Annotated in this window: 17 protein-coding genes; 10 read left to right on the top strand and 7 right to left on the bottom strand. The window is 35.9% G+C overall.

The genetic code is table 11. The features are described from left to right. Positions 1-236: 236 nt before the first annotated feature. Positions 237-1,355: a hypothetical protein gene (locus H3U97_RS04655; protein ID WP_198198390.1), complete on the bottom strand. Its 1,119-nt coding sequence runs from the start codon at positions 1,353-1,355 to the stop codon at positions 237-239. 1,081 nt (positions 1,356-2,436) lie between these two features. Continuing rightward, a complete protein-coding gene (gene metG / locus H3U97_RS04660; RefSeq protein WP_198198391.1) occupies positions 2,437-4,464 on the bottom strand; it encodes a methionine--tRNA ligase in 2,028 nt (675 codons plus the stop codon). A 253-nt stretch (positions 4,465-4,717) separates the two neighbouring features. Between metG and apbC the strand changes: the two genes are divergently transcribed. Next, entirely contained in the window at positions 4,718-5,785 is a 1,068-nt protein-coding gene (gene apbC, locus H3U97_RS04665) for an iron-sulfur cluster carrier protein ApbC (RefSeq protein ID WP_198198392.1), read from the top strand. Positions 5,786-5,861: 76 nt separating this feature from the next. Here apbC and H3U97_RS04670 read toward each other — a convergent pair whose 3' ends face one another. Then, positions 5,862-6,602: a phosphatase PAP2 family protein gene (locus H3U97_RS04670; protein WP_198198393.1), complete on the bottom strand. Its 741-nt coding sequence runs from the start codon at positions 6,600-6,602 to the stop codon at positions 5,862-5,864. 513 nt (positions 6,603-7,115) lie between these two features. Here H3U97_RS04670 and H3U97_RS04675 point away from each other — a divergent pair. Further along, complete coding sequence (locus H3U97_RS04675; RefSeq protein WP_198198394.1) at positions 7,116-8,279, top strand: sugar transporter; 1,164 nt, start codon at positions 7,116-7,118, stop codon at positions 8,277-8,279. A gap of 27 nt (positions 8,280-8,306) precedes the next feature. On the opposite strand, the gene H3U97_RS04680 is transcribed toward H3U97_RS04675, so the two are convergent. Continuing rightward, the gene (locus H3U97_RS04680) at positions 8,307-10,241 is read right to left on the bottom strand and encodes an ABC transporter ATP-binding protein (RefSeq protein WP_198198395.1); all 1,935 of its coding nucleotides are present in this window, start codon (positions 10,239-10,241) and stop codon (positions 8,307-8,309) included. Between the two features lie 199 nt (positions 10,242-10,440). On the opposite strand from H3U97_RS04680, the gene H3U97_RS04685 reads away from it, so the two are divergent. Beyond that, positions 10,441-12,612: a MerC domain-containing protein gene (locus H3U97_RS04685; protein ID WP_198198396.1), complete on the top strand. Its 2,172-nt coding sequence runs from the start codon at positions 10,441-10,443 to the stop codon at positions 12,610-12,612. Positions 12,613-12,659: 47 nt separating this feature from the next. Here the strand turns inward: H3U97_RS04685 and glyA are convergent, their stop codons facing one another. Further along, positions 12,660-13,916: a serine hydroxymethyltransferase gene (gene glyA, locus H3U97_RS04690; RefSeq protein WP_198198397.1), complete on the bottom strand. Its 1,257-nt coding sequence runs from the start codon at positions 13,914-13,916 to the stop codon at positions 12,660-12,662. A 238-nt stretch (positions 13,917-14,154) separates the two neighbouring features. On the opposite strand from glyA, the gene H3U97_RS04695 reads away from it, so the two are divergent. The 4 genes from H3U97_RS04695 (at position 14,155) to H3U97_RS04710 (ending at position 19,021) form a co-directional block, all read left to right on the top strand. Beyond that, a complete protein-coding gene (locus H3U97_RS04695; protein WP_034902690.1) occupies positions 14,155-15,081 on the top strand; it encodes a TIGR01212 family radical SAM protein in 927 nt (308 codons plus the stop codon). Between the two features lie 384 nt (positions 15,082-15,465). Further along, positions 15,466-16,587 (top strand): glycosyltransferase family 4 protein, encoded by a 1,122-nt coding sequence (locus H3U97_RS04700; RefSeq protein WP_198198398.1) that lies wholly within the window; start codon positions 15,466-15,468, stop codon positions 16,585-16,587. Beyond that, a complete protein-coding gene (rfaP, locus tag H3U97_RS04705; protein ID WP_198191862.1) occupies positions 16,580-17,383 on the top strand; it encodes a lipopolysaccharide core heptose(I) kinase RfaP in 804 nt (267 codons plus the stop codon). The genes H3U97_RS04700 and rfaP overlap by 8 nt, the downstream gene beginning before the upstream one ends. A 15-nt stretch (positions 17,384-17,398) precedes the next feature. Further along, positions 17,399-19,021 (top strand): DUF2813 domain-containing protein, encoded by a 1,623-nt coding sequence (locus tag H3U97_RS04710; RefSeq protein ID WP_198198399.1) that lies wholly within the window; start codon positions 17,399-17,401, stop codon positions 19,019-19,021. Between the two features lie 62 nt (positions 19,022-19,083). Here H3U97_RS04710 and ettA read toward each other — a convergent pair whose 3' ends face one another. Further along, entirely contained in the window at positions 19,084-20,751 is a 1,668-nt protein-coding gene (ettA, locus tag H3U97_RS04715; protein ID WP_034902677.1) for an energy-dependent translational throttle protein EttA, read from the bottom strand. Between the two features lie 221 nt (positions 20,752-20,972). On the opposite strand from ettA, the gene H3U97_RS04720 reads away from it, so the two are divergent. Continuing rightward, positions 20,973-21,842, top strand: coding sequence for a YcxB family protein (locus tag H3U97_RS04720; RefSeq protein ID WP_198198400.1), 870 nt, complete (start codon positions 20,973-20,975; stop codon positions 21,840-21,842). 56 nt (positions 21,843-21,898) lie between these two features. Here the strand turns inward: H3U97_RS04720 and nfsB are convergent, their stop codons facing one another. Beyond that, a complete protein-coding gene (nfsB, locus tag H3U97_RS04725; RefSeq protein ID WP_034902671.1) occupies positions 21,899-22,543 on the bottom strand; it encodes an oxygen-insensitive NAD(P)H nitroreductase in 645 nt (214 codons plus the stop codon). 370 nt (positions 22,544-22,913) lie between these two features. Here nfsB and H3U97_RS04730 point away from each other — a divergent pair, with 370 nt between their 5' ends. Both H3U97_RS04730 and leuA read left to right on the top strand, forming a co-directional pair. After that, on the top strand, positions 22,914-24,527 hold the full coding sequence (locus H3U97_RS04730) for a hypothetical protein (protein ID WP_198198401.1): 1,614 nt from the start codon (positions 22,914-22,916) through the stop codon (positions 24,525-24,527). Positions 24,528-24,862: 335 nt separating this feature from the next. Continuing rightward, positions 24,863-26,410, top strand: coding sequence for a 2-isopropylmalate synthase (gene leuA, locus H3U97_RS04735; protein WP_065651571.1), 1,548 nt, complete (start codon positions 24,863-24,865; stop codon positions 26,408-26,410). Positions 26,411-26,418 lie beyond the last annotated feature (8 nt).

Genomic DNA, 26,418 nt, shown 5'->3' on the forward strand with positions numbered 1-26,418 from the left:
CGGCGACCACGCAAGTGGTCACTGCGTGACTGCCTTCCGCCTTCGTTCGCTCTTAACGCACCGGCTGTGATTTGTTCCTGACAAAACACAGCCTTGCCAAACATCCCTGTTTGCCATGCTAAGCTCTCTCAGTTGTCAGCACATTGCGGATGTCGCACCACAAAATCGCTTTTTTATTGCCCTAACATTATTTTTCTTATCCTCTGCTTCAATATCTAAGAACTAAGAAATAATAGCTAAGGATATACACAGAGTCCGTAGCCGTGGCCGTAGTCATTAACTCGACCATAGTCCGTGAAAACGGCCAATCTTTTGTTCCGATCCCTCGACAGATCACTCGTCAAATAGGCTGGATCACCATTGGCTCTGCCGAAGTTGGCGGCAGTGTAATCGGACATCCGCCCCCATTCCGAGGAAAATCCTGCACCAATGTAGCGCATGTACCAATAATTAGATGACGAAGGCGTTGCACCTACTGCATCTGGACATATGCCTTGACTCACATTCCTACTTGAACAAAACGCATTAGTTAAATCCTTGACCTTTGGAACACGGTATCCTCCAATCTTATTACACCAAGATTCCGTACTAGAATAGGTATATTGGTTCCTATCTCCACGATTAACAAACCACTGCTTTAACACAAATCCATATTTGACCACCGCATTACCACTACTATCACGACCCACTAACTCAAATGTCTGCGGTAAAGATAGGCTATCGATTCTACCTGGATTTTCTGATTCCCATTGCGATGGTGTAGTAACAGGACCCGTTAGGGTGACTCGAACCTCGCCTCTTGTTGAACCGGTCATCGTCGCAGTAATACCACCATGAGAAACCGGCGCCCAAGATAAGGCTTGACTACCACCACCAATATCTAAATCAAAATACAGACCATTAGCACCAGTAGTCGGGAAGTTTAAACCATAAGACGATGGCGTAGCTGACTGTGTTAGAAAACCCTTATAACTGTTCCATATGTCAACAGGACCTGCGTGGGTTAAAGATAAGTTAGGTCTTGCATAACAAATCTCTGGCGCTGCCTTAGGGTTAATATAATAAGTGACATTACCTGCAAAACGACTTTCATTAGGTACCCCATAACGTGTTTTTAATGTACCTTCAATATTAGATAAGGTTAATTTATAAGGTGCCTTATCGTTACAAATAGTCAGCACTTCATTACGGGCAACAGGTCGATCCCATCTATCAACAATAGATAAATTTAAACTACCGGTAGCGGTGATACCATTAACTCCTTGACCATCGCCATCATCATCACCCCAATAATTATACGGTGTGCCAATAAGTGAACTTAATACAATAGAATGAGTATTCGTTGGTACTAACATATCAATATCATTAAAACTCTGACCAACAACAGGTAACTCGATAGGATGTCTTACTGAACTATTGGTTGTGGGAGTAAATCTTCTACCATCAGAAAGGGATATCCAAAGCAGACCCTCCGAATTTGTGACCCGGGTACGACCGCCATCAAAGGTAAAATAAGGTGCTGAACCTTGAATAACATTAGTCGTTTGAGCGGTTAATGCATAATTAGCAAAAGAAATAGAAAGTAAAACAACTAAAGTTAACGCGAAAACAATCTGCCGAGATAAAAAGGCTAAACGAAAAAATTTTAAAAAATTTTGCCGAATTTGCTGGAAAAATAAATTGTAGTGAGATAATAGGCCGTACGTGCTTAACTTTGCTAACGTTAAATTATAGGTTGGGCAGGTTTGGTGTTTGGTGTTTGGTGTTTTAAATTATAACCCATATCCGACATTCCTGTCAATTAAATTAATGATTTATTTACAATTTTATACCTACCGGCATAAAATTTATCCATTCATATAAATATGCTATAAAAGTATAGTGATTGGAAAAAACCATGCAACTTATTTAGGCTGTTAAATTGTTAATTTTTGTAAAGTTTAACGTAATATTATGTTTTAATTACGCCCTTAAAACCTATTTCAGAGAAACTTTAGGGGGATTTTTGGGCTTTAAAAACCCCGTTCCTCAAATTTTTTGGTTGTTTGAGTTTCGGACGTTTTGTTGTTTTGTGGTTGTTTCTATACGGCGGTTACGTCCGAGTTAAGAGGGTTGGCGCCAACCCTCTTTACAATCTCCCGCGGCGACCACGTAACTGGTCACGATATGACTGCCTTCCGCCTTCGTTCGCTTTTAACGAACCTTGCCAAACATCCCTGTTTGTCATGCTAACCTCACTCAGTTGTCAGCACGTTACGAATGTCGCTAAATTAAATACGCCAAACTTATTTGCCAAAATAAACGTTTATTATTGGGTTTAGCAAACGATCAATTGAGCAACAGAACTAACTTATATTTGTAATATTATTTTACTTAAGTATCTTAACAAGCCTAATAGCTTGTTAAGATGCAGATTAAAGAATTGTTTAGAGATCTTTACGAGATTCGCATCCCCGGTTTAGCACCACTATCTGGTGATAATAGATAAACACCTTCATTATCATCTTTACCACTAGCACAAAGCACCATACCCTCTGAAATACCAAAACGCATTTTACGAGGTGCCAAGTTGGCAATCATAATGGTTAAACGCCCGATTAATACTTGCGGATCTGGGTAGTATTGTTTGATACCGGAAAAGACGTTTCGGGTTTCATCGCCAATATCTAGCGTTAATTGCAATAATTTATCTGAACCTTCCACAAAACTGGCGTTTTTGATTAAGGCAACGCGCATATCAACTTTAGCAAAATCGTCAAAATTTATAGTTTCCGCAATTGGTTCGGCTACCTTTTCTTTTGCTGGTGTGGTTGCTGCCGCTTGCTGTTTAGTTTCTTCAATCATGGCTGTGATTTTATCCATATCAATTCGGTTGAATAACGCTTTAAAACTGTTAATTTTATGACCGGTTAAGGCTTTATCAATTGTATGCCATTGTAATTGACTATTTAAAAATGCTTCACTACGTTCAGCTAATGAAGGTACGATAGGTTTTAAATAGGTCATTAAAATACGGAATAAATGGATCCCCATTGAACAAATATCTTGTAATTGCTGATCTTGCCCTTCTTGTTTAGCAACCACCCATGGTGCTTTTTCATCAATGTAGCGGTTAGCTTCGTCAGCTAAAGCCATAATTTCACGTACCGCTTTACCTGATTCTCGTTTTTCAAAAGCATCAGCAATAACTTGCGATTTTTCGACAAATAAGGCGTAAAGTTCTGGTGCAGCAATATTATCAGATAATTTGCCGTCGAATCTTTTACTAATAAATCCAGCCGAACGTGATGCGATGTTAACCACTTTATTTACCAAATCGCTATTAACTCGTTGAACAAAATCTTCAAGATTAAGATCAATATCATCAATATGTGGCGACAATTTAGCGGCATAATAGTAACGTAAACAATCTGGATCCAGATGTTTTAGATAGGTACTTGCTTGAATAAAAGTACCACGTGATTTTGACATTTTAGCGCCATCAACGGTTACATAACCGTGTACAAAAATATTTGATGGTTTGCGATGTTGACTACCATCTAGCATTGCTGGCCAAAACAAACTATGGAAATAAACAATATCTTTACCAATAAAATGATAAAGCTCGGTGGTTGAATCTTTATTCCAGAATTCATCAAAAATCGCTTTATTATTTTTATTACAATAGTTAAGGAAAGAGCCCATATAGCCAATTGGCGCATCTAACCAAACATAAAAATATTTACCCGGTGCATCAGGAATTTCAAAACCAAAATATGGGGCATCACGACTGATATCCCAAGGTTGTAAACCAGCTTCAAACCATTCTTGCATTTTATTAGCAACTTGTTCTTGTAATGTACCTGAACGTATCCAAGTTTGTAACATTGTGGCAAACTCAGGTAAATCAAAGAAGAAATGCTCAGATTGTTTTAAAATCGGGGTTGCGCCTGAAACGACTGATTTAGGATCAATAAGGTCAGTAGGATTATAAGTCGCACTACATACCTCACAATTGTCGCCATATTGATCTGGTGCTTTACAACGAGGGCAAGTACCTTTTACAAAACGATCAGGTAAAAACATCTGTTTTTCAGGGTCAAACAGTTGTGAAATAACCTTCGTTTTAATATAACCATTCGCTTTTAAACGTTTATATATTTGTTCTGATATTTCACGATTTTCAGGGCTATGGGTTGAATGATAGTTATCAAAACTAATGTTAAATCCGGCAAAATCACGTTGGTGTTCGACTTTTACTTCCGCGATCATCTGCTCAGGAGTGATGCCTAATTGCTGAGCTTTCAACATAATCGGCGTTCCATGCGCATCATCGGCACAAATAAAATAGATTTCATTGCCACGCATGCGCTGGTAGCGAACCCATACATCAGCTTGAATATGTTCGAGCATATGGCCTAAGTGAATTGAACCGTTTGCGTATGGAAGCGCACAAGTCACCAATATTTTGCGTTGAGTTGTCATGTTAAATTATTACCTTTAATTTCATAATGGCAGAAATAGTACAACAATCGTGTGATTATCGCTAGATTTATGCCATAATTTGCCTAAATTTCTTTATAAAACCAATCAATTTTGAACTGGTTGTATTTTTATTGGAATGTAAAAAAGATAATTTTGTAATTTATTGTCCATTAAAGTTATTGATAATATCGATAACAAATTGAAGTAAAATAACTGAATATATACCAACGAGCTAGATACAAGGTTTATTAACATGGAAGCAAAAAAAATTCTTGAGAATTTTCGTCACCCTACTCTACAGAAAAATCTGATTGAACTTGGGGCTATTTCCCAATGTGAACGGGTTAATCAAGAACTAATGATTAGCTTGACCATGCCTTTTGCTTGGCAAACTGGTTTTGAAGATCTGAAAACAACAGTTACGCCATTATTACTTGAATTAGATGGTGTTGAAAATGTGAATTGGAATATTAACTATAATATTGCCACATTAAAGCGAGCCAATAGTCACCATGCTATTAAGAATATCAAAAATATTATTGCGATAAGTTCCGGTAAAGGGGGAGTTGGTAAATCCTCAACTGCAGTTAATTTAGCTTTAGCGTTACAAAAACAAGGGGCTAAAGTGGGTATTTTAGATGCTGATATTTATGGCCCGTCAATCCCAACCATGCTTGGCACTGAAAAAGAACAACCATTAACGCCTGACAATAAACATATGTCAGCGATTATGGCTTATGGCCTTGCTAGTAATTCAATTGGCTATTTAGTTGCTGCCGATGGTGCGATGGTTTGGCGCGGACCAATGGCAAGTAAAGCGCTTTTACAGATTTTACAAGATACACTCTGGCCTGAACTTGATTATTTGGTTATTGATATGCCACCAGGCACTGGTGATATCCAATTAACATTGGCGCAAAACATTCCTGTTACAGCAGCGGTTATTGTTACCACACCACAAGATATTGCATTAATTGATGCGCAAAAAGGCATCACGATGTTTAATAAAGTGAATATTCCAACTCTTGGTATTATTGAAAATATGAGTTATCACATCTGTGAAAATTGTGGTCACCATGAAGCAATTTTTGGTGAGGATGGTGCTAAGCGTCTAGCTGAAAAATACCAAACAAAATTACTTGGTCAAATGCCGCTGCACCGTTTATTACGCCAAGATCTTGATTCTGGACAACCAACGGTAGTCAGTCATCCTGATAGTGAATTTACGCAATTATATTGTAATATTGCCGCACAAATTGCTAGTCAACTGTATTGGCAAGGAGAAACAATTTTGCCGGATATATCATTTAAGGCGCTATAACGGAAATTAATATTGGTTGTTAAAGGATAACAACCAATATAAGAAAATGATTTAGTTACCTACAAACACCCTATAGCTATTGAAATTGATTCAGTTCAGCTTTTGCTTTAGCTAATTGTTCAATAAATGCAGAATTAGTATGTAACTGTGCAACTACTGCCGCCGCCATGACTCTTGCCGCATCAATGTCACTTTGCCAATGATAACCACAAATAACTCGGCTTTCACCAACTTCATAACCTCGTTTTAAAATTTCATTTTGCCGTTCTGGATGTATTTCAGCTAAAACTAAGGCTATAGCAAATCCCATTGTGGTATGACCAGAGGGATATGAACCATTGGTCGATAACGTTTTTTCGTCTTCAGGGCGACATGTCGGTTCATTAAAAAATGAAAACGGTCTGATTCGATTATAATGCTGCTTTGCAGATCGAGTTGCTAGATCGCCAGCATCTTCTTTCATTGTGGTAATAAGTTTATAAATTTCAGGCGAGCTATCAATTGAAATATCATATCCAAAAGCGGCTGAAAACTGTTTAGTAATATTATCTTTACTCGAATCAGCATCAAGATAAGCTTGTTTACCTCGCTCAGTATTTCGCATGGATTTTCCCCAATCATACATGGCTTTATCTCTTAAAAAATCAACGCTATTAAATGCTGGTGGTGGCGGTAATAAATGTAAACTATCTGGTGCTTGTTCTTGGGTAAGATAAAAATCATTCGGATTTGTGGTTACATCTTTAACCTCAATGGCATGGACGTTAAAACAAAATAAAATAGATACTACTAATGAATATAAAAACTTTTTACGCATAAATATCTCCTAAGTACTATTTTAATTAATGATAACAACGCAACTTAATAGAACCAATAAAGAAACGGCAAGTTTTATATAATGGGATTAGCAATAATTATTATAAATACAGTACAGTTTGATAATAAAACAGTAAACACTAGTTAGCAAAATTTTTTTATGAAGAACAGCACATTACTATTGATTGCTTAACATTTTTGATAACCGCATAATTTATGGCGATGAATAAACAAGTTGTATAATATTTTGACTATGAATATTGCTATTAAGAGATAATTTTATCCTTGAACATAAAAAACACTGCTCCGAGCAGACATAAACCAGCCCAAATATAATCGGTTTTAAATGATTCTTTTAATACTTTTATATGTTTTAATGTCGCAAAATAGCTCACTGATTAAACAAAAAATAACTAATTTAATCTGATGATTTATTTGCCATCGTTGTTTAATAGTCAATAATATTCAGCTATAATCAGCTCATTGAATCTCAATCCCTTCTATCACATTAATCATGAATAATGCTAATAAACGGTCTCGAATCTGGTCGTCGATTCTCTGCCTTGCCCTTGCTGCGTTTATATTCAATACCACAGAGTTTGTACCAGTTGGATTACTGCCGAATATTGCTGAAAGTTTTTCGATGGATGTTGCGCATGCCGGGCTATTATTAACTATTTATGCTTGGGCGGTATCGTTATTATCTTTACCTTTAACGGTATTAACCGCAAAAATGGAACGCCGTAAACTACTTATATTTCTATTTTGTTTATTTATTGCTAGTCACATCTTGGCTGGCTTTGCTTGGAGTTTTTATAGTTTAATGGTTGCTAGAATCGGCATTGCTTGCGCCCATGCGGTATTTTGGGCCATTACCACGCCTTTAGCGGTTCGATTAGCACCCAATGGTAAAAAAGCTAAAGCGATGGGCTTTATTGTGGTTGGCACCTCAATGGCAACAGTATTAGGGATTCCTATTGGAACAATGATCGGCCAATTGGTTGGCTGGCGAGTCACATTTTTATGTATCGGGTTTATCGCATTTTGTGTAATGGCTTCATTACTTTGTTTATTACCAGCTGTGCCTAGTATGAACACAATTTCACTAAAAGCCATTCCTAAAGTACTTAAACGACCTGTATTACTAAATATTTATTTGTTAACTGCTATTATTATTACCGGCCATTTTACCGCTTATACTTATATAACGCCATTTATGCTTAATGTTGGTGGCTTTAGTGAACAAATTGTCGTGAGCTTATTATTAGCTGTCGGTTTTTCAGGCATGATTGGTAGTTTAATTTTTGCCAAATATGCCGAACCACATCCAACCGCCATTTTAGTTATGCCGGTGATATTATTAATTATCTGTTTATTATCGCTTTATGTTTGTTCTTTTAGTCTCATAACCGCAATACTACAAGGTATGGTTTGGGGGCTTGCGATTACCATTATTGGTATGGTGATGCAGAGTAAAGTTATTGATGCTGCACCTGATGCAGCTGATATTGCGACCTCGGTTTATTCGGGTATTTATAATATCGGTATCGGTGGTGGCGCCTTTGTCGGTAGCCAAGTGCTAGTTTACTTATCCACCCATTATATTGGCTTTGTTGGCGCTATTTTTGTGATTATAGCGCTAATACTCTTTTACTTTTTATCCAAAAAAACTTGGTAGTCATGCATAAGCGCTCACATTGAGCGCTTATTGAGTTAATGCTTCTAACTGTTCCCAACGATCAAAGACTACTTCAAGCTCAGCTTCTTTATCGGCTAAAGATTGCAGTATTTGGCTGGTGACTTCATGAGGTTGATTGAAAAAGTCACTATGGCCAATTTGTGCTTGAAGATCCGCAATAGCTGTTTCTAATTCCTCGATTTTATTAGGTAACTGGGCGAGTTCTCGTTGTTCGTTATAGCTTAATTTAACCTTCTTTTTAGTCGCTTGCTCTGGCGTTAGGTCTGAGCTATTGGTTTTGTTGCTGTCACTTTTAGCTGATTCATTGCTCTTACTACTGGTGACTTGAGCACTCACTGGTTTAGCCTGCTGTTGTTGCTGTAAAGCATCAGTATAACCACCAGCATAAATACCAATTCGGCCTTGTTCTTCAAAAAACCAACACTGAGTAACCACGTTATCGACAAATTGCCGATCATGGCTAACTAATAAAACCGTTCCTTGATAATCGTTAACAAGTTCTTCTAATAGTTCCAACGTTTCAATATCAAGGTCATTAGTTGGTTCATCAAGCACCAATAAATTACTTGGTTTTAAAAAGAGTTTTGCCAATAATAAGCGATTTCGCTCGCCACCCGAGAGTGCTCTAACCGGTGTTCGAGCTCGTTTTGGTGGAAATAGGAAATCTTGTAAATAGCCAAGCACATGTCTTGAGCGACCATTTACCATCACCTCTTGCTTACCTTCTGCCAGGTTATCCATAACGGTTTTTTCAGGATCAAGCTCTAATCGATACTGATCAAAATAAGCCACTTCAAGTTTAGTTCCACAATGAACACTGCCGGAAGTCGGTGCTAAACTACCTAGCATCAGTTTTAATAATGTGGTTTTTCCAATACCATTGGGGCCAATTAGAGCAATTTTATCACCACGTAACACTTGTACCGTGAAGTCCTTAACCAACACTTTATCATCGATTTGATAACTGACATTATCTAGCTCAAAGACAATTTTACCTGAACGCAGTGCTTCTTCGATCTGCATTTTTGCATTGCCCATAACTTGACGACGCTGTGAATATTCTTGCCGCATCGCTTTTAATGCTCTCACTCGCCCCTCGTTACGTGTTCGACGAGCTTTAATACCTTGACGGATCCAGACTTCTTCTTGTGCTAACTTTTTATCAAATTCGGCATTTTGTAACTCTTCAACACGCAGCGCTTCTTCTTTACCTAGCAAATAACTGTCATAATCACCGCCCCAAGAAGCAACCTTACCGCGATCTAAATCAATAATCCGCGTCGCCATTTGGCGTATAAAAGATCGGTCATGCGATATAAAAACAATACTGCCATTAAAGCTTTTTAAAAACTCTTCCAACCATTTTATGGTATCGATATCTAAATGGTTAGTAGGTTCATCCAATAATAGTACTGATGGTTGGCAAACGAGTGCCTTGGCTAACGCCGCTTTACGCAACCAACCACCCGATAACGAAGACAATAATGCATCGCCATCTAATGACAGTGAAGAAATAACATTACGAATCCGATTATCCAATTGCCAACCATTTTGGTGATCAAGCTGTTCTTGCATTTTAGCTAATTTCGATAAATTACTTTCACTGGGATCCGCTTCAACCAGATGTGACAATGCATAATAATCTTTTAATAATTGCGCTTGTTCTTTTAAACCTTCCGCAACAAAATCAAAAACATTACCTTGAATATCGCGAGGTGGATCTTGCTGCAATCGAGAGACAATAACGTTGTTTTCATAAACAATTTGTCCTTCATCAAGTGGTATTTCTTTATTCAGCACTTTTAGCAGAGTTGATTTACCGGCGCCGTTACGACCAACAAGACAGACTCGCTCGTTAGTTTCTATCGACATATCAATATGATCAAGAAGTGGCGCATCACTAAATGATAAATAGGCATTGGTAAGATTAATTAATGACATATTTGTGGTTTTTATTTGGATATTAAATAATAAGGCGGTATTCTATCATAAAGTTGCGCTTGGCAACCAAAATCAATTATCAAAGATACAATTAACGGCTCTTAAAACGTGAGCATTCCAATTCTCTTCTAAAAAAATGAATACTGTTATACTTATTAATAATTGAATATATTAATAATATTTCGGTATGGAGGTGATTATGAGTCATACTTGGACATTTCAACGTGTTGGTGGATTAGATCAAGTCGTATTAAAAAATGCCGATGACATTATCAACTTAGCCAATTTAGATCCTAAATTATGGGTTGCACTTAGTTGCCCGACAACCGGTTTAGATTTTGATCAAAGAACATTACAATTGTTAGATTCTGATAACGATGGCCGCATTCGTATACCCGATATTTTAGATGCAATTAGTTGGGCAAAAGATAAAATCGTCTCTTTCGATAATATAGTACAATCCTCAGAAACATTGCCACTATCGCAAATCGATGATTCAACAGAACAAGGTAAAAAATTATTAGTCACTGCACATAGTATTTTGGCGAATTTAAATAAAAGCCAAGCCGATCATTTAACGCAAGATGATGTCCAGCAATCACTTAAAATTAATGCCAGCAAACTCTACAATGGCGATTTAATTTTTCCACCTTCAGCCGAATTATCACCAGAAATGCAAAATTTTATTCAGGCAGCAATAAAAACAACTGGTGCCGAAAAAGATATGAGTGGTCAGGATGGAATTAATTTAGAGATTGCGCAAACTTTTGTGAAAAACCTAAAAAGTTGGCAAAAATGGCAAACTGATATCAGTAATACCGAAACACCTTTTGGCGAAAACCGCTCAGAAATATGGAAATTGGTTCAAGAATTAAAGCCAAAAATTGATGACTACTTTCTGCGGGTTGAATTAGCACAATACGCACCTCAGGCACAAACGGCGTTAAATGTTGACGAGAAATATATTGTCCCAACCCAAAATGGATTACTATCTGATGAAGCTTTATCTGAGCTACCTCTATCTAGAATTGATAGCAATAATTCATTAGATCTGGTTAATGGCCTTAATCCACTGTGGAAAACTAAAATCATTCGATTTAGAGACTTAGTCGCTTCACACTTAGCCGATCCTAACCAATTAACGTCACAAGAGTGGCAAGATATTCAAACGGGACTTAATGCTTACACGACACTAATCAGTTCTAAACCTGAGATGCAACAATTAAGTGTAACAACTAAACCAACCGCAAGCATTGAGGATCTGACTGGCAATCAAATTGCTAATTTAGTTGATGATAATTTACTAAACGAATTTGAAAAAATGGTCGAACAGGATAACCAAACACCTATTTCAGCCTCAGATGTTTTTGTATTAGAAAAACTAGTCTTATTTCAAAAACATCTTTATCGTTTATTAATTAACTTTGCTTCGTTTGCTGAGTTCTTCTCACTTGACCATTATGCGGCTTTTCAATTAGGTAAGCTTTATATTGATGGTCGCTGTGCTACGCTTTGCGTTGCCGTTGATAATATCGCCAAACATTCAACCATGGCCAATTACTCTGAACTTTGTTTACTTTATTGTGAATGCACAAGACACGGTCAAAAACAGACAATTGCTGCAGCAATTACCGCTGGACAAGGTGATTTATTAATCGAAGGCCGCAATGGCGTCTTTATTGATAATGAAGGTAATGATTGGGATGCAAATGTGGTTAAGATGATTACTAAACCAATTAGTATCCAACAAGCTATTTGGGCACCTTATCAACGTATTGGCCGTTTAATTACTGAACAAATAAATAAATGGGCCAGCAATAAAGATGCTAACCTTGAGAAAACCAGTACACAAGCGGTACAAAATCCTGAAAGCAAATTTGATATTGGTAAAAGTGTTGGTATCTTTGCAGCTATTGGTTTAGCTATTGGCGCCATTGGTACCGCTTTAGCGACTATTTTTCAAGCTATCTTCTCGCTTACATGGTGGCAATTCCCATTAGTAATTTTAGGTTTGTTCTTGATTATATCTGGACCATCAGTAATATTGGCTTGGTTAAAATTACGCAGGAGAACACTTGGGCCATTACTTGAAGCTTCTGGTTGGGCGATAAATGGACAAGTTAAAATCAATTTACTGCTTGGTGGTCTGCTTACCAGTAAAGCCGAATTACCTGCCAATGCAAGACGTAATTTAACTGACCCTTTAAAAAAACGCAATAAAAAAGCCCGAATACTATTCTGGTCAGCAATTTTACTAGGTGTCGTAATCGTCGGTACGGCTTTTTGGTTTAAAAATGATATTGCCAATTATTTTAAACAGCAGCAACAACAGTTAACCCAAAACCAAACTCAAAACGAACAGAAAAACTAATAGGCTATAATATTTTTCGCCGACATTACGTCGGCGAAATTTTCTTATTAATGTTGATAAACGGGTAATCGTCGGCAAATTGCCAATACTTTTTGTTTAACCGCTTGAATAGCTTGTTCATCATCAATGTTATCTAACACATCACAAATCCAGTTAGCTAATTCGCGAGACTCTTCTTCTTTAAAACCTCGACGAGTCACAGCTGGGGTACCAATTCGCACTCCTGATGTCACAAATGGGCTTTGAGGATCGTTTGGTACGCTATTTTTATTGACGGTGATATTCGCACTACCTAAAGCTGCATCCGCCTCTTTACCTGTTATCTTTTTATCAACCAAATCAATTAGGAATAGATGATTTTGAGTTTCGCCTGACACGACTTTGTAGCCACGTTTGATGATCACATCAACCATCGCTTGAGCATTTTTAACAACTTGTTTTTGGTACTCTTTATAAGCAGGCTCCATCGCCTCTTTTAAGGCAACGGCTTTGGCAGCAATGACATGCATTAACGGACCACCTTGCGCCCCAGGAAAGACTGCAGAATTTAATTTTTTATAAAGATCTTCACTGCCACCTTTGGCCAAAATAAGACCACCACGTGGCCCACCAAGGGTTTTATGCGTTGTTGTTGTCACGACATGAGCAAATGGTACTGGGTTTGGATAAACACCGGCTGCCACTAAACCAGCCACATGAGCCATATCAACAAATAAGAAAGCGCCAACACTATCAGCTATTTCGCGCATCCGTTGCCAATCAACTACGCCAGAATAAGCAGAAAAACCACCTATAATCATTTTTGGTTTTGAATCTAAGGCTATCTGGGCTAATTGGTCATAATCAATATGTCCAGTTTCGTCAACACCATAAGCAACCACATTGTAGAGCTTACCAGAAAAGCTAACTGGTGAACCATGAGTTAAATGGCCACCTTGAGACAAATTCATGCCTAGCACAGTATCGCCTGGTTTTAGCAATGCCATATAGACTGCAAAATTGGCTTGTGAGCCTGAGTGTGGTTGCACATTGGCATAATCTGCAGCAAATAACTGTTTAGCACGTTCAATCGCTAATTGCTCAACAATATCAACATATTCACAACCGCCATAGTAGCGCCTACCAGGATAGCCTTCAGCATATTTATTGGTTAGTTGAGTGCCTTGTGCTTGCATCACTCTAGGACTGGTATAGTTTTCCGATGCAATAAGTTCTAAATGATCTTCTTGGCGTTGTTCTTCACCTTTAATGGCATTCCACAATTCTTGATCATATTCAGCAATAGTCATTTGTTTACTAAACATATTGGCTCCTTGTAAGCAATTACATCAACGTAACGACTTCAGTATTTAATTAGCACAAAAAAACATCATGAGCTATTATCCTTACTTAATCGACCTTTAATTTCAATCTTTTTTTGAAGTTATAAATAATATTTATATAGTTAGAATAATAATTTTATAAATCATAATCGCTAGCTTAATTGCAATTGAGTATCTGAAATATATTGGTAGAATAAGCAAAAATTTTATTTGGTATCGCATGCAACTTCATTTAGTGGTTAATACATTTGGTTCCGATTTGCAACGTCGCTATGGCGAAAAAATCTATAAGCTCACTTTACATGGTGGTTTTAGCTGTCCCAATCGTGATGGTACCATTGGTCAGGGTGGTTGTACCTTTTGCAATGTAGCGTCAATCATTGATGAATCAATTCAGATTAAATCAATATCAGATCAGTTGCTATCGCAAGCCAAGCAAATGAAAAAATCTAAACGTTATCTTGCTTATTTTCAGGCCTATACCAGTACCTATGCTGAAGTCGAAATTCTTAAAAATATGTATCAAGAAGCGCTTAATAGTGCCGACATTGTTGGTCTTTGTGTTGGTACACGTCCAGATTGTGTACCCCAAGAAGCATTAGATTTGCTTGCTGATTATCAAAATCAAGGTTACGAAGTTTGGTTAGAACTCGGTTTACAAACCGCTCACGACAAAACATTACACCATATTAATCGAGGGCACACGTTTGATGATTATCATCAAACAGTACAAAAAGCGCGACAATTAGGCATAAAAGTGTGTACTCACCTTATTATTGGCTTACCCAAAGAAAATAAAACCGACAATCTCATCACTTTAAACAAAGTATTAGACAGTGGCGTTGATGGTTTAAAAATTCATCCGTTACATATTGTTGAAGGCAGTATTATGGCCAAAGCATGGCGAGCTGGGCGGATCAATGTGTTATCTCTTGAAGATTATGTCGATATTGCCGGTGATATTATTCGACAAACACCAGCCAATATTTTATACCATAGGATTTCAGCCAATGCCAGAAAACCAACCTTACTGGCACCGGATTGGTGTGAAAACCATTGGCAATCAATGAATGCAGTTGATCATAATTTACGCCAATTTGGTGCTCAAGGTAGTGCTATTGGTGATACTTACTCTTTCAAACAATAAAATACCATCAACATGACAAAAATTTTGAGGAACGCCTATTTTTAGTCCTTATAATTGCGATAACAATTACATTTGTTAACTAAATTATATAAATTTCCACTTCAAAAACCCCTTTCCTCAAATTTTTTAGCCAACATATTTACTCGTTAGATATTGAACTTATAAATTCATCTGAACACGTTTTAATAAATTAAAATATAGCTATGTATTAGGAATAATAGGCTATTTAATCTAGAATTTTCCGTTTCGTTACTGTTAAAACAATAGGTTTATTGTATATTGCTACATAGCAATATGTTTGAAATAATTATTAACATCTGGGTATTTTTGTACCTTTGTTAACAACAAGTATATAATGATGTTTTATTATTTGAGATAATCTGCATGCAACTAGCTTTTTGTATTTATAAATTTTTCCCTTTTGGTGGTTTGCAACGCGATTTTTTGCAAATTGCTACTGCTTGCCAAGCTCGAGGACATCAAATCCGTGTTTATGTATTGGATTGGCAAGGCGATAAACCAGCTAATTTTGATATCATAATCGTTCCTAAAAAAGGATTATCTAACCATAGCCGTAATCAAGCTTATTATCATTGGGTAAAGGCTCACTTACAAAGCAATCCTGTAGATTGTGTGGTAGGCTTTAACAAAATGCCGGGCTTGGATGTCTATTTTGCTGGCGATACATGTTTTGCTGAAAAAGCCGCCCATAAAGGCTTTTTTTATAAACTGTCGAAACGTTGTAAACATTATTTAGCATTTGAACAAGCGGTATTTGCTCCTAGTTCGTCCACCAAAATCATGGTGTTAACAAAGCAACAAATTCAAGATTTTAAAAATCATTATCATACTCAAGATGAACGATTCTTTTTATTACCGCCCGGCATTGCGTTAGATCGAAAATATAGCGTTGATTCACCTCAAAAACGTCAACAATTTCGACAATCTAATCAAATTGGCCAAGATGATTTTGTGATTGTGCAAATTGGCTCCGATTTTAAACGTAAAGGCGTTGATCGCTCTTTGAGAGCGATCGCAACCTTACCTGATGAACTAAAACAAAAAGTTACTTATTTGGTGGTTGGGCAAGATAAATCAGAGGCATATCAAAAGTTAGCCGATGAATTAGCTATTGCTAAACAGGTGAGATTCTTCTCTGGTCGCAATGACATCCCTGATTTCTTATTTTCAGCTGATTTATTACTACATCCTGCAAGGCAAGAAGCGGCCGGTATGGTTTTGATTGAAGCGTTAGCTGCAGGTGTGCCAGTGATCGTATCAGGTATTTCCGGATATGCTTATCACATTAGCCAAGCTAATGCCGGTATTGTATTATCAGAACCTTATAAGCAAAACATTTTAGATCAAGCATTAGAACAAGCAATTAGTGATAAAACACAATGGATTACTTGGCATAATAATGCTATTGCTTATGGTAATAGTGAAGATTTATATCATTTAGCCCAACGAGCAGCAGACATTATTTTAGGATGTCATTATGAATGAAATTAAACTTAAATCACCCTTTCAACAATTATGGCAAGGTAAAGATCCCTTTACCGAAGTTGAATTAATTTCCGGTAAAGTTTACCGTGCTGTTAAACAACGAAAGACTTTGAATTTTCAATTAGATGGCCAATCCTATTTTATTAAAATTCATCGTGGCACAACGGTTAAAGAAATTGTAAAAAATCTGATTTCGCTACGTTTACCGGTTTTAGATGCAAAACAAGAGTGGGATGCGATTCATCGTTTAGAGCAAGCTGGTGTCAATACCATGGATGGGCGAGCTTTTGGACGTAAAGGATTAAATCCACTTACTCGACATTCATTTATTATTACCAAAGACCTTAATCCAACTATTAGTTTAGAAGATTTTACTAAACCATGGCTAACTAACCCACCTAGCTACCATTTAAAACGATCATTAACTATTTATTTAGCAAATATGACCGCAAAAATGCATGGAGCAGGCGTAAATCATCGTGATTGTTATTTATGTCATTTTTTATTGGATTTACCTTTATTTGAAAATAATCAGCAAATAAAACTCTCGGTAATTGATCTTCATCGAGCTCAAACTCGCGATAAAGTTCCTACCCGTTGGCGTGATAAAGATTTAATTGGACTTTACTTTTCATCAATCAATATTGGACTTAACCAACGAGATATTTGGCGTTTTTTAAGAAACTATTTTAATAAACCAATTAAAACCATTTTGCGCGATGAACATAAATTAATTGCTAGTGCTAAGCGAAAAGCTGAGCGCATCGCTAAAAGAACTGAAAAGTATCATCTTTAATCATAAGGAAATGGCATGTTTATTGAACAAATTGATATCAAAGGGTTTAGGGGGATTAAGCAACTTTCGTTAAAGCTTAATGCTAAATCTAGCGTGCTGATTGGTGAAAACCAATGGGGTAAATCGAGTTTAATCAGTGCATTAAAATTGCTAACTCTAGATAATAAATTTTATCAATTTGTCGAATCAGATTTCTATTATGATAAGGATGATGGTAATCACATTTCAATAAATGTTGTTTATTGTGAATCTTATGCAACTCAATTAACTGAACAAGCTTATCAGCCTCTGACAGCCGTTAGTTATCGCTTACCAGCAGACAATTTATATCGAATTACTTACCAAATTAATGCCCAAAAAAATGGTGATACTATTATCACTGAACATAATTTGTTGGATGAATATGGTGAAAGGTTAAATCTAGATAATCCAAAATTATTAATCGCTATTTTGATTAACTTAAATCCAGTCATGCCACTTAAAAATTCAGTTAATGCTAAGGATTTACCTGTCACAAATGAACCTTTATCACAATACTTTATTGAACAACTATCTGATCAATTAAAAGCACACTCGGCACAATTAAGTCAAGATGAGCTTAATCGTGGCTTACAAGCTGCTCGTTCGTTATTAGAATACTATTTTGTTGATTCTCAACAACGATCTAACTATAAAAAATTAGCGCAAAAAAGTAATCCAAAAACCGAGGATTGGAATTCGCTCGAACGAATCAATAATGTATTAGATGATTTAGATAATGATTATCTTCGCACCGCACTTTTAGGTATATTTGGTTCGATTGTTAATGCTAAAGGGGATAATCCTCTCTCTCACAGTTCAGTGCCAATTTTAGTTTTAGAAGAACCTGAAAGCCAGTTACATCCAATTATTTTATCGGTTGGCTTCCGATTGTTAAAAAATTTACCTACCCAAAAAATTATTACCTCTAACTCAAGCGATTTAGTTTCTCTGTTTCCATTAGAGAGTATTTACCGATTGATCCGCCAACCCGATCAAATTGTCAGTAAGTATATTGCTCCTCATGGGTTAAGTGTTGGCGATAGTCGACGCATTTTATTCCATGTCCTTTATCGTCGCCCTACTGCGCTATTTGCCCGTTGTTGGTTATTGGTTGAAGGTGAAACTGAAGTATGGCTACTTAGAGAGCTTGCCGAACAAAGTGGCTATCATCTAAGTTCAGAGGGAATCCAATTGTTGGAATTTGCCCAGTGTGGTTTAAAACCATTAATTCACTATGCGAATAGAATGGGTATTCGTTGGTATGTCATTACTGATGGTGATATGGCAGGTAAAAAATATGCTGAGACGGTACAATCACAATGTGCACCCGGCGAAGATTTAAATGATTATATCACCGTATTGCCAGCCCGCGATATTGAAAATTTTCTTTTTAAACATGGTTTTAGTCACGTATATAAGTTAGCTGCTTATAATACCGTTGCCCATATTGATATGTCGGTACCGAAAATTATTCAAAAAGCAATCCACAAAAGTTCCAAACCAGATTTAGCAATTGCGGTTTGTGATGATGCAAAAGCGCGTGGTATTACAGCCATTCCTCGATTATTAACCGATACTTTCGCTAAGTTGGTTAAGACATCCAAATCCTTGCTGTAAATTCTTTTTTATTTAGTAATAAAAAAACCGCCGATAATTATCGGCGGAATTTTCTGATAAAGCTATTTGGCAATTCGTTTATATTTAGCACGTTTAGGTTCAAGCGCTTCTGCCCCTAAAGTGCGTTTTTTCCACTCTTCATATTCGGTAAAGTTACCTTCAAAGAACTCAACATGCCCTTCGTCTTGATAATCTAAAATATGAGTGGCGATACGATCTAAGAACCAGCGGTCATGCGAAATGACTAACGCACAGCCCGGAAACTCTAATAAGGCATTTTCCAGTGCACGCAAGGTTTCAACATCAAGATCATTAGTCGGTTCATCAAGTAATAGTACATTACCACCAACTTGTAATAATTTAGCTAAATGTACACGCCCGCGTTCACCACCAGACAGCTCACCAACACGTTTTTGCTGATCAACGCCTTTGAAATTAAAGCGTCCCACATAGGCGCGACTTGGGATCTCAAAATTACCAATGCGCATAATATCTTGACCATTAGAAATTTCATCCCAAACGGTTTTTTTATCATCCATGCTGTCACGGAACTGATCAACAGAGGCAAGTTGTACTGTGTCACCTAAGGTAATAGTACCTGAATCTGGCTGCTCTTTACCCGATAACATTCTAAATAGCGTCGATTTACCGGCACCATTAGGCCCAATAATACCCACTATGGCTCCTTTCGGAATGCTAAATGAGAGGTTATCAATCAATACGCGATCACCATATGATTTGGTTAAATTAGCCACTTCAATAACTTTATCACCTAAACGTTGCCCAGGTGGAATGAAGAGCTCGTTGGTTTCATTACGTTTTTGGTAATCATTGCTATTTAATTCTTCAAAACGCGCTAACCGTGCTTTGCTTTTTGCTTGACGACCTTTTGGATTTTGCCGTACCCACTCTAATTCTTTTTCAATTGATTTACGACGCGCCGATTCGGTTGCCGCTTCTTGAGCTAATCGCTGATCTTTCTGTTCAAGCCAAGATGAGTAGTTACCTTCCCATGGAATACCTTCACCACGGTCTAACTCTAAAATCCAACCAGCAACATTATCTAAGAAATAACGGTCATGGGTAACAGCAACCACTGTACCTTCATAATCATGTAAAAAGCGCTCTAACCAAGCAACCGATTCAGCATCTAAATGGTTGGTTGGTTCATCAATTAATAACATGTCAGGTTTTTCAAGTAATAATTGGCAGATAGCAACACGACGTCGTTCTCCACCGGATAAGTTCTCAATCTTAGCATCCCAATCTGGTAGGCGTAAGGCATCAGCTGCACGCTCTAATTGGTTATCAAGATTGTGAGCATCTTGCGATTGAATTATTGCTTCAAGCTCGGCTTGTTCTTTGGCTAATTTATCAAAATCGGCATCAGGATCGGCATAAGCGGCATAAACTTCATCTAAGCGGGCCAATGCGTTTTTAGCATCGCCAACCGCCTGTTCAATTGCTTCACGTACAGTCTGTTTAGGATCAAGTTTAGGTTCTTGAGGTAAATAGCCGATTTTAATACCCGGTTGTGGACGAGCTTCACCTTCAATCTCGGTATCTACGCCAGCCATAATGCGTAGTAATGTAGACTTACCTGCTCCATTTAAGCCGAGAACACCAATTTTAGCTCCCGGAAAAAAACTTAAAGAGATATCTTTTAAAATATAGCGTTTAGGGGGAACAATCTTCCCCACGCGGTTCATGGTATAGACATATTGCGCCATAAATCATTATCCGTTTAATTAATTAAAACTAGCAAATAGTATTGCTATGTGATTGATGGCGTATATTGTAATGATTCTGAAAGCTTGGTCTAGGGTTATTTATGAATTATGTTATAAATATGGAAGAACTATCAACTAATATATAATTCAATATTCAATTAATATATGATTGTTTACTGAATAATCTGTATAAGCATACTAAATAATTTATAAGGAATAAAATGGAAAAACAAACTGTAGTTATTGAATATTATGTTAATACCCAGTATTGGTTAGATGCTTATTATGCAAAATATGGCGTATTAGATCATGAGTTCGCGCAAAAATTGAATGATTCAACACCAGATAATATGCGACACTTTACTATGTCGTTTAATAATGAAAAATTAGTCATTTTTAATAAAGATAAAAATGAAATCAACACTTTCTACTATCAAGATTTATATTGCATTAATAAAACTGAAAACGGCTATTTATTTTTTATCAATAATCAAGATTTTTATTTTGTTAGTCAACAGTCTTTCAAATCAGATGAACTAGAAATTATTCATGATTTTTTATGTGATTATTTAGGAAAAAATTTAGAAAACCAAATAGCAGAGATAAACAACTATAAAATGGATATTAATAGAATCTATTATTGTTTTTATTATTTACTATTTAAAAAATCTATAATGACTCCTATTTATATACTTGTAATGTTTTTACCGTGCTATTTTTTAATAAAAGATTCTAGCCATGCATTATTTTTCGTTTGTATTACAATTATATATTCAATTGCAATCTACTTCAGTATCAAACCTGGTTTAAAATTTTCAGCTGAAAATTGGTGTAAAACAAGTAATAAAATTTTTATTTGTTCAAAGGTCATTTTTTATGAAGATAGATTTACAATGACAGCTAAAACCCAATTAAGTACTACTGTTATAAAGTATGATCAATTACACAAAATAAGAAAGGTAAAAAAAGGTTATCTGTTTATTATAAATTGTAATAGTGGTTATCTATTTTATAATGAAGATTTTACATCCCAACAACGACAAGTTCTTGAAGATAAACTACTGCAATATAATAATTTTTATTTAAAATAACACTCGTAAACTTATCCCACTATTCATCTGGTGGGATAAGCTATAGCGGCATTTTGTTATAAAAAAGTGAAGATTTGTTCTTCTGGTAAACGTGATTTTGGACGATGGGCATTACCATCATTTTCAGAACGATAACCTAATGTTGCAATAACTAGGCTTTTTAGGCCTTTCCGTTTTAATTCTAAAATTTCATCCATTTTGTCACAATCAAAGCCTTCCACAGCGGTAGAATCAACACCAATAGCAGCAGCGGCAAAAAGTAATTGTCCTAATGCTAAATAAGTTTGTTTACCTTCCCAACTTTGTTGGGACTCAATTGTCTTACTGTTTTTAGTGACAAAGAAACGTCTTGACTCATCCTGAGTTTGTTTAAGTTCGGATGATGGTAATCTGCCATCTTTCTCCTCTTGGTTAAGCAAATTAACTAAATGCGCATCTTCTAAAGGTGATTTAATACAAAATAAAATAGTATGAGATGAATCGGTTACGCGTGGCTGATTAAATTCAGCTATGGCTGGTAAAATTTTATCTTTAGCAGCATCATTATCAATAATATAAAAATGCCAAGGTTGTGAATTAACTGAAGACGGACTGTTTCTTAAAACTGTTAGTAATTGTTCTATTTTTTCTTTAGGAATTTTTTTAGTTTTATCATAATGTTTGGTGGTATAGCGTTTTTGAGAAATTTCGACAATGTTCATCTTTTGACCCCATCTTATTAATTGTGAGTAAATAATACTTAATAGAAATTTTAAATTTGATTAATCAGATATCTTTGCCAAAATTACGATTTAAATGCTTATAGGAATATAGCATCAATCAAATTTAATTAGTAGTAACTTAGTTACTATAATTAAATATTATTATATAGAAATATTGTCAACTTAAACAATTCATCAATGCTAAAAGAAAAAGACTATTTTTAGTCTTTTTGCAGAAAATAAATTACACCAAATGAACAGCCAAATCATTTACATAAATAGCAATTAATATTATTATAAAATAAATGGTTATTAAGCATATTCATTTAAATCATCACAATGGAAAATGTGCTAATTTAAAGACGTCATCATGGATAGAAAATACGTTATTTTTACGGTTAAAACTGTAACTGTAAAATTATATACTCTTGTTGTTATATTAAGTCTATTTTATAGCTTTTCAGTCTCGGCATTAACTGAAGTAACCGCTTCAGCCATTAATGGTACACCGCCCTATATTTCAGCAAATCAAGATAGAACACCTTCCGATATCTCTGATCTACTCTGGATAGCTATTAAAAAAAATGGCGATCATTCTCAAACAACACCATCCAGTAGTGAACCAACGTCAGTTGAAGACCCAAACTTAATCTATTATCACTCTGATTTTAACTCTTCTCCTGATGAAATAATTGATCTACCTGAATCTATTGATACTTTTGATAAAATTGTCACATTAATTTCAGGTTATCAAAATGAACAAGTAGAGCTCGAAACAATTTTAACTGATAAACAATATTTTGAAGATAATGATGGTGATGATGGATTTAAAGCAACTGGAACTTTAAAACTAGAAATTAAAGATAATAAAAATAATCAGATCAAACTGAATGATCAATTAGACAGTTGTGTAGGCTATTATACATTAACTTTAGAGACTACTGATTCAGAACTTTCAACCATTTATGGATTACCTAATATTAATAACTATCCTAGCGTCAGCAAAACTTACTATATTAGATCATCTGGTTCTGGTTTACCTAAAGTCTGTTGGCTACAACCTTCATTAGAAAAAGGTTCCCCCCCATTTGCTTACACACAGCAAGAATATGATAATTTTTTTAATAAATATCCATGGGAAAAAGACGATACCCAAATTTGGATTCCAAATAAAGGGTTTAAAGCTACCGAGATTATTGATTCTTGGGAGAGGTTTCCTACCACAGCAGCAGATAAATTATATTTTAATGTCATATTATCAGGGGCAAAATGGCAGGACATTAGTTATATAAAAAAACCATCAGACTCCCCGGTTGAATTAAAATTAAGTGGTAAAAATAATCAGCTTAGAGTTGAATTTAGTGGACCAAATTTTGAGAAAGAAGTTAGCGAAGATGATGCTGATTTGGCAAATTACACTGAATTTTCATTAAAAGTAGGTGATAGGGTAATTTATTCTTTTGAAATAGAATATTGGTTTTATATCTCTAATGAGACCGTCAAAGCACAAAAATATGCAGAACAATATTGTTCTTGTAAAGGAACAGCTATGTATCCTGGAGGTCCAGAAATTTTGACCAATGCTCTTTATGATAATTACAAATTTGGTCAAAATAATAACAATCATTATATCCGTGAAGTTAACTTTTTATTAGCTGAATGGGGTAATACAATTAATGAAGTTTATCCTAATAAAAATGCTCAAGGCGATGAAATATCAAATGTATTTTGGACATGGAAAAAGGTTAACGACCAAGATGAGTATCATGATTTAATGAAAAAAAATCGATCATTTAAAATAAAATCACGCAATATTAGTTATAACGGTTGGAATGAATGGGATGATGATGACAATTGCAATGAAGACCCTGTAAATCGATACCCAACAGGAACCCAGTTTTACGCAATTGATTTCAACGATGGTAGTATTAAAAAGCTTCCACAAGAAATTGAAGGTTTAAGAGTAATTTGCGTTTCTGATTAATGTTTGAATGAACTATTTTCAACAAAATAACTATATTAGTTATAGATGACTATTTGATTTAATCAATTTTTATTATTGACATTAGAGCCTTTTTTTGATAGAAATAGTGTCAATATTTTATTCATAATATAATAATTGAGCAGTTAATGATTAAATTTACTAACCTCCTACTCAGCCTCCTCCTCGCATCATTGTGCGCGGATAGCTTGTGTGTGGAGTAAAAGTAATTTAATAATTAACTCAACAAATTAACAAGAACCCGCGCTAAAGTGCGGGTTTTTTTGTTTTCTTAACTTGAAATACCGAAATAGCGCTAAAATATAAAGGAAATAACAATGAGCGATCAAATTATTATTTTTGACACAACATTACGTGATGGTGAACAAGCGTTACAAGCAAGTTTAAGTGTTAAAGAAAAACTTCAAATAGCTTTAGCATTAGAAAGAATGCAAGTAGATGTAATGGAAGTTGGTTTCCCTATCTCATCTCCAGGCGATTTTGAATCAGTACAAACTATTGCTAAAACCATTAAAAATAGTCGTGTTTGTGCATTGTCTCGTTGTATTGATAAAGACATTGATGTTGCCGCCGAAGCTTTAAAAGTAGCCGATCAATTTCGTATTCATACTTTTATGGCAACATCAACGCTACATGTTAAAGATAAATTAAAAATGACATTTGAAGATGTCGTTGAACAGGCTGTGCACTGTGTTAAACGTGCACGTAATTATACAGATGATGTGGAGTTTTCTTGTGAAGATGCAGGCCGTACCCCAATTGATAACTTATGTCGGATTGTTGAAGCAGCAATTCAAGCAGGGGCAACCACGATCAATATACCGGATACTGTCGGTTATACTGTCCCTTATCAATTTGGTGGCATTATTCATACCTTATTTGAACGTGTCCCGAACATTGATAAAGCGATTATCTCTGTTCATTGTCATGATGACTTGGGCATGTCGGTGGCTAACTCGATTAGCGCGATTCAAGAAGGTGCTAGGCAGATTGAAGGGGCGATGAATGGTTTAGGTGAGCGCGCTGGTAATACAGCTTTAGAAGAGGTTATTATGGCGATTAAAGTCCGCCAAAATATCTTAAACGTTCACACCAATATTAATCATCAAGAGATCTATCGTACCAGTCAAATCGTCAGCCAAATTACCAATACACCGATACCGTCTAACAAGGCGGTTATTGGTAGTAATGCCTTTGCGCACTCATCCGGCATCCATCAAGATGGCGTGTTAAAAAATCGCGAAACTTACGAAATCATGACCCCTGAGTCGATCGGTTTAAATCAAATCCAATTAAATTTAACTTCCCGTTCAGGCCGAGCTGCAGTAAAACATCGTTTAGCTGAATTAGGTTATCAGGATAATGATTATAATTTAGATCAAGTTTACCAAGCCTTTTTAGAACTTGCCGATAAAAAAGGCCAGGTTTTTGATTATGATTTAGAAGCATTAATTTTTATTAATCAACTTAAAGATGATGAAGAGCATTATGTATTGGATTATTTTAATGTACAATCTGGCTCTACTGTCGTTTCAACCGCTTCAGTTAGTTTAATTATTGGCGATCAAAAATATTCAGATGCAGCAACAGGTAATGGCCCTGTTGATGCTGTTTATCAAGCGATAAATCGTATTACTGGCGAACCTATTTCAATTGTGAAATATCAATTAGCATCTAAAGGACAGGGTGAAAATGCCTTGGGTCAAGTCGATATCGTTGCCGAATATAAAGGACGTAAATTCCATGGAGTTGGGCTTGCTACCGACATTGTTCATTCATCAGCATTAGCATTAATTAATGTGTTAAATAATGTTTATAGAGCAAATCAGGTTGCAGAACAAAAACAAAAATTGCACCAATACTAAAAAGTAAA

It is taken from the genome of Gilliamella sp. W8128 (assembly GCF_016100545.1).
In the GTDB taxonomy this organism is placed as follows: Bacteria; Pseudomonadota; Gammaproteobacteria; order Enterobacterales; family Orbaceae; genus Gilliamella; species Gilliamella apis.